Genomic DNA, 16,276 nt, shown 5'->3' with positions numbered 1-16,276 from the left:
TTTCCAGTTAAATACGTTCTGCCTTGATCTTGCAAAAGACAGGGACGGAGGAAACCAAATCGATGATAACACAACCCTTCTGTCCTTTTTTGGATGGAAGGGTTTTATTTGCATGGTAGGGGTGCTCAGTCTACATTCCTATGCAAGTAGAAAATTGGCTTGATTGGCAATGGTTCTACTCGAATCATCCAGTCGTCTAATCGAAGGTGGCCAATGTGTGTGATTTCCGGTTTTCTCCTTTTACTACAAAAAAGGAGAGGGTTATTGTGAAACGTACAACCGATTTTCAAAAGATGAAGAAAGAGAATGAAAAAATTGTCATGTTGACCGCATATGACTATCCGTCTGCACAACTTGCTGAAGAAGCGGGAGTTGATGTATTACTCGTAGGCGATTCACTCGGAATGGTCGTTTTAGGGTATGAGACAACGGCAGCTGTCACTGTCGAAGACATGATTCATCACGGGAAAGCTGTGAGACGTGGAGCGAAGGAGACATTCATTGTCGTTGATATGCCTTTTGGTTCGTATCATGGTTCGGAAGATAGAACGCTACAATCAGCCATTCGGATTTTTCAAGAAACAGGAGCAAATGCGTTGAAGCTTGAAGGTAGTGGGAAAGTCATCGAAATGACACGATTGTTGACGGAAACAGGTATTCCTGTTGTCTCACACCTTGGGTTACTTCCGCAATCAGCTGCTGTAGCAGGGGGCTATAAAGTACAAGGGAAGACTGCCGACGCAGCAGAACGCCTTATTCAAGATGCAGTAGCTTGTGAAGCGGCAGGAGCTTGCATGATTGTACTTGAATGTATTCCTTATCAGTTAGGAGAAGCAGTTTCAAAAGCAGTTTCAATCCCGACAATTGGAATTGGTGCAGGGGCAGGGACAGATGGCCAAGTGCTTGTTTTCCATGATACTGTTTTATATGGAAACCATCACGTTCCGAAATTCGTAAAGTCCTATGCAACCATTGGAAACGAAATTCGGAATGGATTACAAGGATATGTGCAAGAAGTGAAGTCTGTACGTTTCCCTTCCGATCAGCATCGTTTTTCCATGCACGAACAAGAATTGGTCGCTTTATACGGAGGCAAAACAGATGAACGTTAAAACAAATACGTTACAAGTCGTCCATACGATCGAACAACTAAGACGACTGCTGGACTCTATGGATCGGTCAAGCTCTACGGTTGGTTTTGTTCCGACGATGGGGTATTTACATGAGGGGCATCTTGAACTGGTAAAACAAGCAAAGATGCAAAATGATCTAGTTGTCATGAGTATCTTCGTGAACCCTACGCAATTTGGTCCTGGAGAAGATTTCGAATCCTATCCAAGAGATTTGAATAGAGATTCCAAGTTAGCAGAAGAAGCAGGCGTTGATATCATCTTCGCTCCGTCTGTAGTAGAAATGTATCCAAATGATGGCGGCATCCGCATTTTACCGGGTCCACAAGCGAACAAATTATGTGGTGCCTCCCGACCTGGTCATTTTGATGGCGTGTTGCAAGTCGTTTTGAAATTGTTTAACATTGTCGCGCCAGATCGTTCGTATTTTGGCATGAAAGATGCCCAGCAACTTGCGTTGATTGAGACATTTGTCAGAGACTATAATATTCCAACAACAATTGTTCGTGTGCCAATTGTGCGTGAAAATGACGGATTGGCAAAGAGTTCGAGGAACGTCAATTTGACAAGTAAAGAACGGCAGGAAGCGCCTGTCATTTATCAAGCGTTGCAAAAAGGGATTGACTGGTTGTTAGAGAGTGTTTCACCTGAAGAGGTAGAACGAAGAATTGCGGAATTCATCACTTCAACAAGCAGTGGCGCCATTGACTACGTACAAGTGTTGGATTATCCAAGTTTAGGACCAGTTACAGAAGAAACGAATGAAATGATAATCGCGTGTGCAATAAAGTTTTCAACGACAAGATTGATAGATAATATTATTATGTCAACTAAGGGTGGATACAATGTTTCGAATGATGATGAACAGTAAGCTACACCGAGCAACCGTTACAGAAGCCAATTTAAACTATGTGGGAAGTATAACAATCGATCGTGACTTGCTTGATGCGGCAGGGATGTTGCCGAACGAAAAAGTCCATATTGTTAACAATAACAATGGTGCACGTTTTGAAACGTATATCATCGAAGGGGAACGGGGAAGTGGAGTTATTTGTGTAAATGGTGCAGCTGCCCGTCTTGTCCAACCTGGAGATATTGTCATTATCATCTCCTATGTGTACGTTACCGATCAAGAAGCGGCAACACATGAACCGACCGTACTCCTAATGGATGAAAAGAATCGGATTCAACAAGTGATGAAAGAAGTTGCAGGCGTAGAGGCGTAATTTTGTACTGATGAGAGAAGAACTTTCTTTCATCAGTATTTTTCAATTGCATACAAAACTGAATGCTACTTCTAACATCCAAAAAATTAAATAGAGCTGATAAGTATGTAATTGCGCAAACTTTAGGCTGAATATGATACAATCTGCTGTAGTATCCAATACAGGAAGTTGATGATTGAATGGATAATCGTACATATGCAGTCGTTGATTTGGAAACGACAGGACATTCGCCTTCAAAAGGAGATCGGATTATACAAATTGCAATTGTGTTCGTTGAGGACGGTACAATTGTCAGGAAATACTCAAGCTTTGTAAATCCCCTCCGTGAAATACCTGTGTTCATCCAACAATTGACGTCAATTACACATCGTGAAGTAAGCGCAGCACCTTCATTTGAAGAGATTGCATTGACTGTCTCCGAAATGCTACAAGGAACAGTTTTTGTCGCACATAATACGGATTTTGATCTTGCATTTTTACAAAGTGAGTTTAAACGATGCCAAGTACCGGCTTGGTCAGGCAAGAAAATTGATACAGTCGAATTGGCGAAAATTCTATTTCCATCTTCTACTAGTTATCGGTTGCAAGACCTTGCGGAAGACCTAGACATCATACTTCCAACAGCACACCGAGCGGATGATGACGCTGAAGCGACAGCTTATTTGTTGTTAACGGCTTTAGCTAAACTTCGAACTTTGCCAGCAGAGACCTTGAACCTCTTACACAGACGTTCTTTTTCGTTGAAATCAAACATATCCACACTTATTCATGAAGCTTTGTCAGACGTTCGTAAAACAGGAAATGTTAACAATCTCCCTTTATTTAGAGGGATTCCTTATCGACAACCTTCATATCCTAATCGAATTGCGGTAGCACGTTGTTCATTTCCGTTTACGGATGATGAGAAAGTGAAAAAACTGTCAAAAGTTTTTCCTGCATTTGAGTGGAGGGAGTCACAACTTCGCTTTATGGATGTCGTTTGGAAGATGCTGACGACGAAAGAAGAGATAGTGGCGGAAGTTCCGACAGGCATCGGAAAAACAATCGGCTACTTATTGCCTGCGGTTATCCATTCACTACAAACAGGAAAACCCGTTATTATTAGTACGTTTACAAATCACTTAGTTGATAAAATTTTAGTTGACGAAGTTGGTAAAATACAAGAAATGCTGGAAATCTCATGTACTGCTGTCGTTCTAAAAGGCAAAGAGCAATACATTTCTCTCAGCAAATTTGAGGAATTATTACGTATAACAGACGAGTCGTATGATGAGACTTTTACAATTTTGCAAATTCTCGTTTGGCTAACACAAACAGAGACGGGGGATTTGACAGAGTTAAACGTATCGGGTGGTGGACAGTTATTTATTGACAGAATCCGCAAGCGTTCCAATCAATTACGAGAAGATGAAAAAGATGCAGATTACCACGAACGTATGATTAAGGCTTGTTCAACTGCCAACCTGATCATTACAAATCACTCGTTATTAGTGGCGGATTTTCAACAGAGCCGTAAGAAGTTCCATTTGTTTTCTGGTTTAATTATTGACGAAGCGCATCAATTCATCCATTCGGCATCAAAAGTGCATGAAACGGTCTTTTCCTATATGAATTGGAAATACATTATGGGCCAACTAGGTTCAGATGCTGACGGACAATTATTGCACCGGATGATGAAGTTGCACAGGAAATTGGGTACAGGTGGTTCAGCTGTTTTTCGTCAGTTGAACGATGCCTATGAGCAATTTGTAAGTGCATTTGACAATGTAGCGATGCTATTGACAACGCGTAAATTCCCAAAACGCAATTCAAATTTAGGGAATCGAATTGTATTCCGTTTAAACGAAGTCAGTGGACTCGAACAATCCTTTTTACGAGTGGCTGAAAAGATGACCGAATATATTTACCTTGCTGAGCGTGTACGAAATGAGCTCCATATGACCGAACAGTCGATGTCGGCAAATGAACATGCTTTCATCGCAGAATGGGATTATTGGATAAGGGAACTGAAAATTAAGGCGGCTCAATGGGTTACTGTTTTCCTTGAACGAGAAGAGGAAAACTATACCGTTTGGGTGGAAAAAGATAATCGGAGTCTGCCTGGCAGTTTAACAGTCATTAAAACACCCGTAGATGGTTCAAGAATTATGAAGGAATTCATAAGTGCAGTAAAAGATGAGCAAGTAGGGCTTGTATGGACTTCAGGCACGATGACGGTAAAAGATGATGAGCGGTTCGTAACCCGTCAATTAGGGATCGCCGATACGGTGCCTATTAAAGCGTTTGAAGCACCGTTGCATTTTTATAATAAGTCCTCGATTTTTATTGTCGAAGACATGCCTTCTATTCAACATGTATCCCAAAGTGCTTATATTGAAGCGGTTGCAGATGCAGTTATCCAAACCGTCATAGCTACTGGTGGCCGTTTGTTTGTCCTATTTACTTCACAAGATATGCTTCGCAAAACATATGAATTGATTTTAGAGAGTGAATTACTAAATGATTATGCATTAATTGCTCAAGGTGTAAGTTCAGGAAGCCGTATGAAATTGCTGAAGTCATTTAGACAGTTCGATAAGTCGGTTCTATTTGGAACGAATTCATTTTGGGAAGGGGTCGATGTTCCTGGAGAGGCACTCACTGCAGTAATTATCGTACGTCTACCGTTCTCGTCACCAGATGAAGTCGTTTTTAAGGCGAAAGCTGATCGATTGACTGCTAGTGGTGCTAATTCATTTAGTGAGTTGGCGTTACCTGAAGCGATTATTCGATTCAGGCAAGGGTTTGGGCGATTAATCCGATCGTCTAATGATAGAGGGTATTTTATCATTTTAGATCGTCGCATCGAAACAAAGTCTTATGGTCGACGTTTTCTAAATGCTTTACCTAACGTACCGATAAAAAGAGTATCATTAGAACGTATGGTGAATGAGCTCGAAGATTGTTATAATGAAACAGAATGTAAGCGAAAGCAGGATGACTAGTTGGCATACTGTTGTGTCGAGAGTAGGATGTGATGCATAATGATGAATTGGATAAAATTTTTCTCGGCATTCCTGTTAGCTTTAGCGATTGTTCTCGTTACAATCATCTTCACCAATGCACAAAAGCCGTTTTCAGCAGCGTTGCAAAATGCTGAAAAGAGTGTACAGCAGTCTGGTGAATTGCTGTCCATCGAGCATGCGGAAATATACAATGGTACGATATCCATGGTGACTGTATTCGGTAAAGATGAAAAAGGAATCGAGAAGGCAGTGTTTGTAGATGAGAAAAGTGGCAAAATCCTCGATTCAGTGAAATTGGAAGACGGAATTGATTCTAAGCAAGCTATCCAAACAGTCAAATCAGAGCTGAAAGTGGACAAAATTCTTCACGTTACACTTGGTGTAGAAGGTGAATATCCTGTTTGGGAAGTTGCTTTTAAAAGTGAAAATGGAAAGTTGAATTATGTATATGTCTTTTTTGAAAACGGTGAATGGTGGAAGCGGATATTAAATCTTTAATAGCTATATCCATCACTAGAGACTAGATGAGCAGGCAAAAAGGAGAGATTCAGATGACAAAGAAACTGGCAAATCGTGTAAGTACATTGAGTCCATCAACTACACTTGCGATTACTGCAAAAGCAAAAGAGATGAAAGAAGCGGGCATTGATGTAATTGGTTTAGGCGCAGGAGAACCTGATTATAATACGCCAGCAAATATCCTGGAGGCCGCATATGCATCCATGCAAGAGGGCAAGACAAAGTATACACCTTCAGGTGGCTTGCCAGCGCTTAAAGATGCAGTGATCGAAAAGCTCAAGCATGACCAGGGACTGGACTACTCACGTGCTGAGATTATGATTGGTATCGGTGCTAAACATGTGCTTTATACGCTCTTCCAAGTCATTTTAGATCCTGAGGATGAAGTAATCATTCCAACTCCGTACTGGGTCAGCTACCCTGAACAAGTTAAACTTGCTGGTGGGAAACCGGTTTTTGTCGATAGTACTTCTTCTTCACAATTTAAAGTGACAGCAACACAAATTAAAGAGGCTGTTACGGATAAGACAAAAGCGGTCATAATTAATTCACCTGGTAATCCGACAGGAATGATTTATTCTCGTCAAGAATTAGAGCAGATCGCTTCGGTTTGTCAGGAGAAGGATATTTGGATTATTTCCGATGAGATTTATGAAAAATTAATCTATGGAACAGAGCAACATGTTTCAATTGCACAATTGTCGCAAGACGCAAAAGATCGCACGTTCATCATTAATGGTGTGTCCAAATCACATTCAATGACAGGCTGGCGGATTGGCTATATTGCTGGTGATAAAGAAGTCGTTAGTGCAATGACGAACTTAGCGAGTCATTCAACTTCTAATCCAACAACAACTTCGCAATACGCGACAATCGAGGCGTATAACGGACCACAAGATGCTGTGGAAGAAATGCGAAAAGATTTCGAATCAAGACTAGAGCGGATCTATCCTCAACTTGTTGCAATTCCAGGCTTCAAAGTCATTAAACCGCAAGGGGCATTTTATTTACTGCCTGAAGTGTCAGAAGCAATGGAGAAAACAGGCTTTTCGTCCGTTGACGATTTTGCGGCGGCATTGTTAACCGAAGCAAAAGTTGCTGTCATTCCTGGTTCAGGTTTCGGGTCTCCAAATACAATCCGTTTGTCGTATGCAACTTCCATTGACTTATTGGAGGAAGCGGTTAGCCGAATTCATTCATTTGTAAAAGCGAATTGGAAAGAATAAAATAGTATATTGTGCAAAGCGGTAGGTTAATATAGGGTGCCGCAATTAAACGAAATGTCATACTTATGGAGGAACTTATGAAAACAATAATGATACATGAAATGCCAGACCATGTTGGTGAAACGGTAAGAATCGGTGCGTGGTTGGCAAACAAACGATCAAGCGGAAAAATCGCTTTCCTACAACTTCGAGATGGATCTGGTTTTGTACAAGGAGTTGTTGTGAAGGAAGTCGTGGGAGAGGACATCTTTGCTACAGCAAAGTCGCTTAACCAAGAGAGTTCGCTTTATATTACTGCAGAAGTGACTGAAGATGAGCGCTCTTCATTCGGAGTAGAACTACAAGTGAAAGGCATTGAGGTCATTCACGAAGCAGTGGACTATCCGATCACCCCAAAAGAACATGGTACGGAATTCCTTATGGACCACCGTCATCTTTGGTTGCGTTCACGTAAACAACATGCCATTATGAAAATTCGTGATGAAATCATCCGTTCAACATACGAGTTTTTCCATATGAACGGTTTTGTGAAAATCGATCCGCCTATTTTGACAGGTTCTTCGCCTGAAGGAACATCTGAATTGTTCCATACGAAGTATTTCGATGAAGATGCTTATTTGTCACAATCCGGTCAGTTATATATGGAAGCAGCGGCGATGGCACTTGGGAAAGTCTTCTCATTTGGACCGACTTTCCGTGCTGAAAAATCGAAAACACGTAGACATTTAATTGAGTTCTGGATGATTGAGCCTGAAATGGCTTTCGTTGAGCATGCTGAAAGCTTAGAAGTACAAGAACAATATGTCGCGCATATTGTCCAATCTGTACTTCAAAATTGTCCACTCGAGTTGGAACGTCTTGGTCGTGATGTATCAAAACTTGAAAAAATCCAAGCTCCATTCCCGAGAATTACGTACGATGATGCAATTACATTCTTACACGAAAAAGGGTTCGACGATATTCAATGGGGCGATGATTTTGGTGCTCCGCATGAAACGGCTATAGCCGAGAACTTTGACATGCCTGTGTTCATTACACATTATCCAATAGGCATTAAGCCATTCTATATGCAACCACACCCTGATCGAGATGATGTTGTGTTATGTGCGGACTTGATCGCTCCTGAAGGGTACGGAGAAATTATTGGTGGATCACAACGTATTCATGACTATGCGTTGATGAAACAACGTATTCAAGAACACAATTTGGATGAAAAGGCATACGAATGGTATTTAGATATTAGTAAATATGGTGCTGTTCCGCATTCAGGTTTCGGGTTAGGTTTAGAGCGGACAGTCGCATGGATTTCCGGCGTAGAACATGTTAGGGAGTCTATTCCATTCCCTCGTCTGTTGAATCGTTTGTATCCTTGATCACGCACTAACATACGAATGAGGTGTTCGACATGCAAGACGAAGAACGGCTCCGTTTATGGATTGAGCAGGGAAATGTAACCATTTCCCAGCTCTTTTTTCAGCATTACAAGTCTTTGGACATTCAAGATATCGATGCAATGTTACTCATGCATATGTTTTCCTTTCAAGCTGCAGGTGCTCAATTTCCTACTCCGACAGACTTGGCAGACAGAATGCATTTAACGGAGAACCAAGTGTCTTCTATTTTACAAAAACTCATGCAAAGAGGCTTATTAGAAATTCAACAGGATGAGGATGCTTCAGGCGTCTTATTTGAACAGTTTTCCATGTTTCCACTGTTGAACCGGCTCATGACAATTGCTCTGGCAAAAGAGACTGCTGAACAAGCACAAGACAATCGTACAGCGGAAGGCGAAGTCTTTTCATTGTTTGAACAGGAATTCGGTCGTCTTTTATCGCCAATGGAATGTGAAACGATTGCCATGTGGATCGATCAAGATGGTCATTCCGCACAAATCATTAAAGCTGCATTGAAAGAAGCAGTGCTTGCACAAAAACTTAGTTTACGGTATATTGACAGAATTCTTTTCGAATGGAAGAAAAAGAATGTCAAGACGTTGGCTGATGTAGAAAAACAAACAAAATCATTTCGGACTATAAACGTCCAACCTCCGACAACGCATGGAACAGCTGTAAAAAAAGCACCTTTCTATAATTGGTTGGAGGAACGGGAATAGGTGATGAGGGATGTTAACAAAAAAACAGTGGGAAATCTGCTTGGATGAGATAGGTAAGATGTTTCCGGATGCGCATTGTGAATTGGTCCATGACAATCCGTTTGAATTGCTTGTAGCAACACTACTATCTGCGCAGTGTACGGATGTGCTTGTCAATCGAGTGACAGCAAATCTTTTCAAAAAATACAAGACACCTGCGGATTATGTAAATGTCACAATTGAAGAGTTACAGACAGATATCCGGTCCATCGGCTTGTATCGCAATAAAGCTAAAAATATACAAGCACTTAGCAACATGCTAATTCAGCAATTCGATGGGGAAGTTCCGGCAGACCGAGACGTGCTTACAACATTGCCAGGTGTCGGCAGAAAAACCGCAAACGTCGTTGTTTCAAATGCTTTTGGCATACCTGCACTTGCTGTCGATACACATGTTGAACGTGTAGCGAAGCGGCTTGGTATGAACCGATGGAAAGATTCGCCCCTCGTCGTTGAGGAGAAGATTATGAAGTGGACACCGATGGAAAGATGGACGGATACACATCATCAGCTAATCTTCTTTGGCCGTTATCATTGTAAAGCCCAAAATCCAGCTTGTGAAGAATGTCCGCTTCTTCCTTTGTGTAGGGAAGGGAAGAAAAGGATGAAAGTAATCGGTTAGGGAGATTTTTGTTTTATGCAAACCGATCTTTTAATCGATGTCCAGTTTACTGAAAATCACGCAATAAACAAGTTGGTTATAAATCGAATTAAACAAGTGAAAAAAGAGACAGTCGGCACGGAATGCTTCGACTGTCTCTTTTTACTATGCAATTCGTTTATCAATCGCCTGAATCATCATTCGTACCGGATCCAGGCGTTTTACTTCCTTCATTACCGGTTGAGCCATCTCCAGTGCCTGAGGAATCACCGGATGAACCACTGTTATCTCCATCGTTAGACCCGTTTTCATTTCCACTTCCACTGTTGTTACCATTGTTATTACCATTGTTATTGCCGTTATTATTACCGTTGTTATTGCCATTGTTGTTTCCATCATTGTTACCGTTTTCGTTTTCCTCTTGTTCTTCCTCTTGCTCGTCTTCACCGTCATCTTCTGGTTCCTCTACCTGTTCATCAACGAGTAGGGAAGTGGAAGCTGGGCTACTTTGTATATCACCTGCAATCGCTATGACAGAGAATACATACGTACGTCCAGGCTCTACGCCATTAAAGGTAACCGAATTTTCGGCTGTAGTCGCCATATTTTGAGCGTTACTACCGTCAACAGATACCGAAACCGCAAATTCTACGTCTCCATCGAACAAATCGGAATCAGGTTCGTTATGATCCCATTCTAGTGTCACGGACTTGCTTTCGTCATCATACTCGGCTGATAAGTTTGTTGGTGCTTCCAACTCGGTAAGTACTTCTTCAGCCATTTCCGTTGGCACCGTGCCTCGAACAAATAATTCTGTGCTCTTCATTTCATCAGGAGTGGAATTGCTAGCGAGAATCAATGGATTAGATCCTTTAACAATTGTCGCTTCTTCCACTGAACTTGGTTGCTTAAAGTGTGGTGTTGTCTTACCTCTGACAAGATCGGTCATTACGTTCCGGAAGAGGTGTTTAGGAACGTCTCGTCCTTGATCAAACGTTTTAATAGGGGTATTACGGTTTTTATATCCACCCCATACAGAAATCGTGTATTCCGTCGTATAGCCAGTAAACCAACTGTCAGGAACGTCAGTATTCTTCAAGCCATTTGCTTTCTTAACTTCTGAAGAATAGTTTGTTGTACCTGTCTTTCCGGCCATATCCAATCCTGATACATTCGCTTTTTTACCAGTTCCTTTTGTAACAACATCACGTAACATATCTGTTACCATGTAGGCGGTTGAATCTTTCATTGCTGTTTGAGGATCCGGCGCAAGGTTCCGTTCAGTTTTACCATCGCGTAATACGATTTTTTTAATCGTATGTGGCTTTGTGTAAATGCCTCCGTTTCCGAATGCGGCATAAGCGCCCGCCATTTCAATTGTAGAAAATTCTGCTTCGCCACCACCAAGTGCATTGGATCCATCAATTTTCTCGTAATTAAGTCCAAGATTTTCTGCGAATTGCTTTGCTTGTTTCCCGCCAATTTCTTCGAAAATTTTAACGGCAGGAATATTTCTTGAGTTATACAGAGCTTGTCGAATTGAAATCGCTCCGTGAAATTTACCGTCTACATTGTTTATGGAAGTATTTGTCCCTTTGTATTTATAAGGTTCGTCAACGATCACTTGCCCAGTTGACCAACTTTTACTTTCGATAATTGGCCCATAAGAAAGGATTGGTTTAATAACAGAACCAGGCATTCTTGGGTTGTCACCGGATGCAAAGTTCAAATTACGACCACCGTAGTTACGACCTCCACCAATTGCGACGATTTCACCTGTTTTTGTGTTCAATACGGTCATACCAGCTTGCATCTCTTCTGATTCGTAAATATCGGAATTGATGGCACTTTCAACGGATTGTTGTGCTTTAGGATCAAGTGCTGTGTGTATTGTCACACCTTCCGATAGTAGATCCATCATTCCTGCAGCTTCCAACTCATCAAGTACAACGTCTACATACGCAAGGTATTTGGAATTACTGTTTTCTTGGCGTTGATCTTCTGGCAATAAAGTTTCAGTAACAGGAATTGCCTTTGCTTCTTCCATTTGAGCTTTTGTTATTTTTTCATGTTTGTACATGAGACCGAGGACAATGTTTCGTCGCTTTTCAGCTCGCTCAGGATTTTTAAACGGGTTGTAACCGTTCGGTGATTGTGGTAATCCAGCAAGCATAGCAATTTCGTGTAATTCAAGTTCGCTTAGTTCTTTCCCGTAAAAATGATCAGCTGCTGTACCAAAACCGTGAATTCTTCCAGACATCAATACTTTATTAAAATACATTTCAAAGATTTCTTCTTTTTCGTATTCTCTTTCCAATTTAAAAGCCAACCATGCTTCTTGCGCTTTCCGTTTCAGTGTTTTTTCATCGGATAGGAAAGAGTTTTTAATGACTTGTTGCGTTAATGTGGAAGCTCCTTGAGAACCGAATCCACTTCTGAAGTTGGCGAGAACTGCGCCTCCCAGTCTCCAAAAATCCATTCCGTGGTGTTTAAAGAACCGGACATCTTCAGTTGCAAGAATTGCATCTCTCATTTCTTTTGGAATTTCATCATACGGTACAAATTCTCGTTTTTCTTCCCCTAACTTCATGAAAACATCCCCATTAATGTCTGCAAGGGAAGAGGAGAGGGGGTCTTTCAATAAACTTTCATCAAGGTCAGGTGCGCTGCTAGCGTAAAATGCAAACAGCCCTAATCCTCCGACAAACATTGCAATCCCAAGTGCTACAATGCCAAGTATGATTTTCTTTAAAAGCCCTTTTGAATTTTTGTTGTTCTTTTTTCCTTTTTTGCGTTCAGACTCCATCTGTTGTCTGCGCGCTGCTCGTGATTTCATTTGATCACTCATACGTTTTCCTGCCTTTCACATCGTTCATAATAAAGATTGCAAATGATTTTCGAGAGCTGCCAAGTAATCCAACCTCGGTTGAAAACTTGCCTGCATTTCGATGGACATCTCTTCCATTTCAGCAAGAGTAATAGATTTTCTTCCTCCTGCTATCATTCTTTCCCACTTTTTTTCGAAATACTCATAGAAAAGGATGAAATACCGGTCAATTGTGGTAAATTTAATGATAAAAAAAGCTAAACCATCTTGTTCGATCACTTGTTTCATATGTTTTACTTGGTGCTCATGAATGTTTTGCAACGGAAAAGAGGTTTTGCTTGTCGTCTCTTTTGCTTCAAAATCAATGTATAGTCCTTTCCACACTCCGTTATAGTCTGTTGTCGATGGTGATCTAAAATACGCTTCAGTAATGACGGCTGCGCTTCGGGCAGGGTATTTGACGTTTACAATTTGAATGGGTACAGGTTTTTTATGGATGACGGCAATATTGTTGGACAAATAGTATTCATTGGAATCATTCAATTCGTCTTCAAGTGTCTTACCGCGATTACTAAAAGAGATGTTCGCCGTCTTTTTTGTTGTCGTCTGATTAACCGGTACATATTTTTTTCCGTTTGGATAACGAATTGTCATACCTACCACCTCGCATTTCCTATCATACCATAATGATTGGACGGATTCGTCTTTTAAAAGTTCCGTTCTCATCGTTTTCTAATCTAAATGCGGAATGCACGTTCGTTGTAAGGTGGTGATTTGCCTCTGTTTTTGGTAGACTATATAAAGGAAGTCGAAAGGAAGAGATAGCTTGTCAAACTTATATAATGATACGGTCAGACTCCTTGCAGTATGTGAAGAATGCATAACAAGGCATGCAGCAATGAGGGAATTGGACCGTGAACCCGATTTCTTTAACGAAGTAAAACCTTACGCAGATACAAATCATAAACTGTTGGACGATTGGTCCGATGAAATGCGACAGCTCATACGGACAGAAAAACCGAAATACGTACATTTGCAACAAATCGAATCATTAAATGACGCGATGAAGCAGTTTATCGTGCAATCTTTTTATGCGAAAACAGGGAAAAAGCGCTTCATCCTTTCAATTAACTCTGCAATGTATACATTAAAAACTGTCATAGATGCACTACAGTCGGAACAGGGAGATGGACAATGACAAGAAAGACTGTTCAAGATGTGGTCCAAGAAATGCTACAAGATCCGGATTTGAAAAGGAACATTAAGCATTACGAAAAAATGGATGGGAAACAAGCCCAATATGCTTCATTTCCAGAAAAATTGCATCCGTCAATTGTAAAAGCACTTTCAAGTAAAGGCATTACGCAACTTTATAGCCATCAACGTGAAGCATTTGATAGTGCAACGAGTGGACAATCCATCACTGCGGTTACGCCGACTGCTTCAGGTAAATCACTCTGCTATCATTTGCCAGTGCTTCAGCAAATTTTAGAAGATGATGCATCCCGTGCATTGTATTTATTTCCGACGAAAGCACTTGCACAAGATCAGTTGGCAGATTTGCACGAATTGATTGAAGCGAGTGGAGAAACCATTTTGAGCTATACGTATGATGGCGATACAGCCCCAGGATTACGGACGAAGGTGCGCAAGTCGGGTCATATTGTATTGACGAATCCAGATATGTTGCATTCTGGTATTTTACCGCATCATACGAAGTGGGTGTCCTTGTTTGAGAATTTAAAGTACGTCATCATTGATGAACTGCATACGTACAAGGGCGTGTTTGGAAGTCATGTCGCGCATGTACTGCGAAGACTAAAACGAATTTGCAACTACTATGGGTGTGATCCAATTTTCATATGCACATCTGCGACGATTGCCAATCCGCAAGATTTAGCAGAATCGCTGACCAACACTAAAATGAAGTTAATCGCAAATAACGGCGCACCCGCAGGCGCAAAACATTTTATCTTTTATAACCCACCTGTCGTTCATAAAACGTTTGGGATTCGACGAAGTGCTATTCTTGAAGTAAGGGATATCGCTTCTTATTTATATCGAGAAGGGATTCAAACAATCATCTTCGCAAAAAGCCGCGTGCGGGTAGAGATGCTCGTCACCTATATGAAGGAATTGACGAAGAAAAAATTATTCGACTCGACGATTATGGGCTACCGAGGTGGTTATTTACCGTCAGAACGAAGAACTATTGAGAAACGGTTACGTGATGGGGAGATAAAGACGGTTGTCAGTACGAATGCGTTGGAGCTAGGAATTGACATTGGTCAGTTACAAGCATGCATCATGACGGGGTATCCAGGCAATATTGCAAGTGCACTTCAACAAGCGGGCAGGGCAGGAAGAAGACAGGACGACGCGCTAATCATCTATGTTGCGCAGTCAATGGCGCTCGATCAATACATTATTCAGCATCCAAATTATTTGCTAGGACAGACACCTGAAGAAGCGATGATCCACCCCGATAATATGTTGATTTTAATGGACCATTTAAAATGTGCATCGTTCGAATTGCCGTTTTCACTGACAGAAATGTACGGCGAATTTGAGGTACAAGAATTGCTCGCGTTTTTAGAAGCGGAAGGTGTACTTGTCCGAACGTCCGATAAGTGGCATTGGATGACCGATCGATTCCCGGCAAGTGAAATCAGTCTGCGTTCTGCGTCGCAAGAAAATGTCGTTATTATCGACAAAACGATTCCGAAAGGGACTGTTGTCATCGGAGAAATGGATCGATATAGTGCCATGACCCTCTTACACGAAGAAGCGATTTATATCCACCAAGGCAAACAATATCAAGTCGAAATCCTTGATTGGGATGAAAAGAAAGCATATGTGCGCGAAGTCGATGTCGACTATTATACGGATGCAAACTTAGCTGTCGAGCTGAAAGTAATTAGCGAAGACGAAAAGAAACCATTCGGGAAGGCAACTGTCGCATTCGGGGACATAGCTGTACTGGCGATTCCTACTATTTTTAAAAAGATTAAGCTTCATGATAAACGTGACAATATTGGTTCGGGTCCAATCAACTTGCCAGCCGAAGAACTGCATACGAATGCGACTTGGCTTGCTTTTGACTTACCAGATGGATGGAAAGAGTCCGATTTGACTGACGCAATGACTGGCGCAGCATATGCAGTCCGGTCTTTGATTCCACTAATGATTAAATGTGACAAAAATGACATTCACGTTATTCCTCAAGTGAAAGCAGTCCACACAGGCAAGCCGACCATCTTCATTCATGACAGTTATCCGGGAGGTATTGGATTGAGTGAGAAGTTGTATGAGAATTTGGGGGAGTTATTAAGACTTACAGCCAATCATGTAGAAGATTGTTCATGTGAATTGGGCTGTCCAATTTGTATTGGTGCTCAAGAAGCAGGAGTGAATACGGCCAAGAGAAATGTTAGTGCATTGCTATATGAATTGGCACAATAAAAAGAGGGGTTGAAGCTTTGTCATTATGGCTTCAATCCCTCTTCTTCAATTAGCTTGTAAATCATCTTTCAATAGATGCCCGTCTTTTACTCCAATTGCCGACCACTAATATCCGGATTCCTTCTTAA

General features: G+C 41.3%; 13 protein-coding genes. 11 read left to right on the top strand and 2 right to left on the bottom strand.

Translation table 11 applies throughout. The annotated features are described in order from the left end of the window. Positions 1–266 precede the first annotated feature (266 nt). The 9 genes from panB to nth all read left to right on the top strand — a co-directional run bounded on the left by panB (position 267) and on the right by nth (position 9,880). Complete coding sequence (gene panB, locus QT711_RS00320) at positions 267–1,112, top strand: 3-methyl-2-oxobutanoate hydroxymethyltransferase (protein ID WP_317941498.1); 846 nt, start codon at positions 267–269, stop codon at positions 1,110–1,112. After that, on the top strand, positions 1,102–2,001 hold the full coding sequence (gene panC / locus QT711_RS00315; RefSeq protein WP_317941497.1) for a pantoate--beta-alanine ligase: 900 nt from the start codon (positions 1,102–1,104) through the stop codon (positions 1,999–2,001). Before panB ends, panC begins: the two co-directional genes overlap by 11 nt. Further along, the gene (panD, locus tag QT711_RS00310) at positions 1,976–2,356 is read left to right on the top strand and encodes an aspartate 1-decarboxylase (protein ID WP_317941496.1); all 381 of its coding nucleotides are present in this window, start codon (positions 1,976–1,978) and stop codon (positions 2,354–2,356) included. The genes panC and panD overlap by 26 nt, the downstream gene beginning before the upstream one ends. A 179-nt stretch (positions 2,357–2,535) precedes the next feature. Further along, a complete protein-coding gene (gene dinG / locus QT711_RS00305; protein WP_317941495.1) occupies positions 2,536–5,340 on the top strand; it encodes an ATP-dependent DNA helicase DinG in 2,805 nt (934 codons plus the stop codon). A gap of 39 nt (positions 5,341–5,379) precedes the next feature. Continuing rightward, positions 5,380–5,859 carry a cell wall elongation regulator TseB-like domain-containing protein gene (locus QT711_RS00300; RefSeq protein ID WP_317941494.1) on the top strand — a complete coding sequence of 160 codons (480 nt, stop codon included), beginning with the start codon at positions 5,380–5,382 and terminating at the stop codon, positions 5,857–5,859. 53 nt (positions 5,860–5,912) lie between these two features. Beyond that, positions 5,913–7,106, top strand: a complete 1,194-nt coding sequence (locus QT711_RS00295) for a pyridoxal phosphate-dependent aminotransferase (protein ID WP_317941493.1) — start codon at positions 5,913–5,915, stop codon at positions 7,104–7,106. 77 nt (positions 7,107–7,183) lie between these two features. Continuing rightward, positions 7,184–8,479 (top strand): asparagine--tRNA ligase, encoded by a 1,296-nt coding sequence (gene asnS / locus QT711_RS00290; RefSeq protein ID WP_317941492.1) that lies wholly within the window; start codon positions 7,184–7,186, stop codon positions 8,477–8,479. A gap of 32 nt (positions 8,480–8,511) precedes the next feature. After that, the gene (locus QT711_RS00285; protein WP_317941491.1) at positions 8,512–9,219 is read left to right on the top strand and encodes a DnaD domain-containing protein; all 708 of its coding nucleotides are present in this window, start codon (positions 8,512–8,514) and stop codon (positions 9,217–9,219) included. 10 nt (positions 9,220–9,229) lie between these two features. Beyond that, entirely contained in the window at positions 9,230–9,880 is a 651-nt protein-coding gene (gene nth / locus QT711_RS00280) for an endonuclease III (RefSeq protein ID WP_317941490.1), read from the top strand. Between the two features lie 160 nt (positions 9,881–10,040). Here nth and QT711_RS00275 read toward each other — a convergent pair whose 3' ends face one another. Together QT711_RS00275 and recU are read right to left on the bottom strand one after the other, a co-directional pair. Beyond that, positions 10,041–12,707, bottom strand: coding sequence for a PBP1A family penicillin-binding protein (locus QT711_RS00275; RefSeq protein WP_317941489.1), 2,667 nt, complete (start codon positions 12,705–12,707; stop codon positions 10,041–10,043). Between the two features lie 24 nt (positions 12,708–12,731). Next, positions 12,732–13,340 (bottom strand): Holliday junction resolvase RecU, encoded by a 609-nt coding sequence (gene recU / locus QT711_RS00270; RefSeq protein WP_317941929.1) that lies wholly within the window; start codon positions 13,338–13,340, stop codon positions 12,732–12,734. Positions 13,341–13,512: 172 nt separating this feature from the next. Between recU and QT711_RS00265 the strand changes: the two genes are divergently transcribed. Together QT711_RS00265 and QT711_RS00260 are read left to right on the top strand one after the other, a co-directional pair. Continuing rightward, complete coding sequence (locus tag QT711_RS00265; RefSeq protein ID WP_317941488.1) at positions 13,513–13,884, top strand: YppE family protein; 372 nt, start codon at positions 13,513–13,515, stop codon at positions 13,882–13,884. Then, positions 13,881–16,148: a DEAD/DEAH box helicase gene (locus QT711_RS00260; protein WP_317941487.1), complete on the top strand. Its 2,268-nt coding sequence runs from the start codon at positions 13,881–13,883 to the stop codon at positions 16,146–16,148. Before QT711_RS00265 ends, QT711_RS00260 begins: the two co-directional genes overlap by 4 nt. Positions 16,149–16,276: the final 128 nt, after the last annotated feature.

The organism is Sporosarcina saromensis (assembly GCF_033253735.1).
Lineage (GTDB): Bacteria > Bacillota > Bacilli > Bacillales_A > Planococcaceae > Sporosarcina > Sporosarcina saromensis.
The sequence above is the reverse complement of the archived record's forward strand: the minus strand, read 5'-3'. Positions and strand labels throughout refer to the sequence as shown.

Coding starts and splice junctions, on each gene's coding strand:
- panC (WP_317941497.1), top strand. CDS start 1,102: ATGAACGTTAAAACAAATACGTTACAAGTCGTCCATACGATCGAACAA.
- panD (WP_317941496.1), top strand. CDS start 1,976: ATGTTTCGAATGATGATGAACAGTAAGCTACACCGAGCAACCGTTACA.
- dinG (WP_317941495.1), top strand. CDS start 2,536: ATGGATAATCGTACATATGCAGTCGTTGATTTGGAAACGACAGGACAT.
- QT711_RS00300 (WP_317941494.1), top strand. CDS start 5,380: ATGATGAATTGGATAAAATTTTTCTCGGCATTCCTGTTAGCTTTAGCG.
- QT711_RS00295 (WP_317941493.1), top strand. CDS start 5,913: ATGACAAAGAAACTGGCAAATCGTGTAAGTACATTGAGTCCATCAACT.
- asnS (WP_317941492.1), top strand. CDS start 7,184: ATGAAAACAATAATGATACATGAAATGCCAGACCATGTTGGTGAAACG.
- QT711_RS00285 (WP_317941491.1), top strand. CDS start 8,512: ATGCAAGACGAAGAACGGCTCCGTTTATGGATTGAGCAGGGAAATGTA.
- nth (WP_317941490.1), top strand. CDS start 9,230: ATGTTAACAAAAAAACAGTGGGAAATCTGCTTGGATGAGATAGGTAAG.
- QT711_RS00275 (WP_317941489.1), bottom strand. CDS start 12,707: ATGAGTGATCAAATGAAATCACGAGCAGCGCGCAGACAACAGATGGAG.
- recU (WP_317941929.1), bottom strand. CDS start 13,340: ATGACAATTCGTTATCCAAACGGAAAAAAATATGTACCGGTTAATCAG.
- QT711_RS00260 (WP_317941487.1), top strand. CDS start 13,881: ATGACAAGAAAGACTGTTCAAGATGTGGTCCAAGAAATGCTACAAGAT.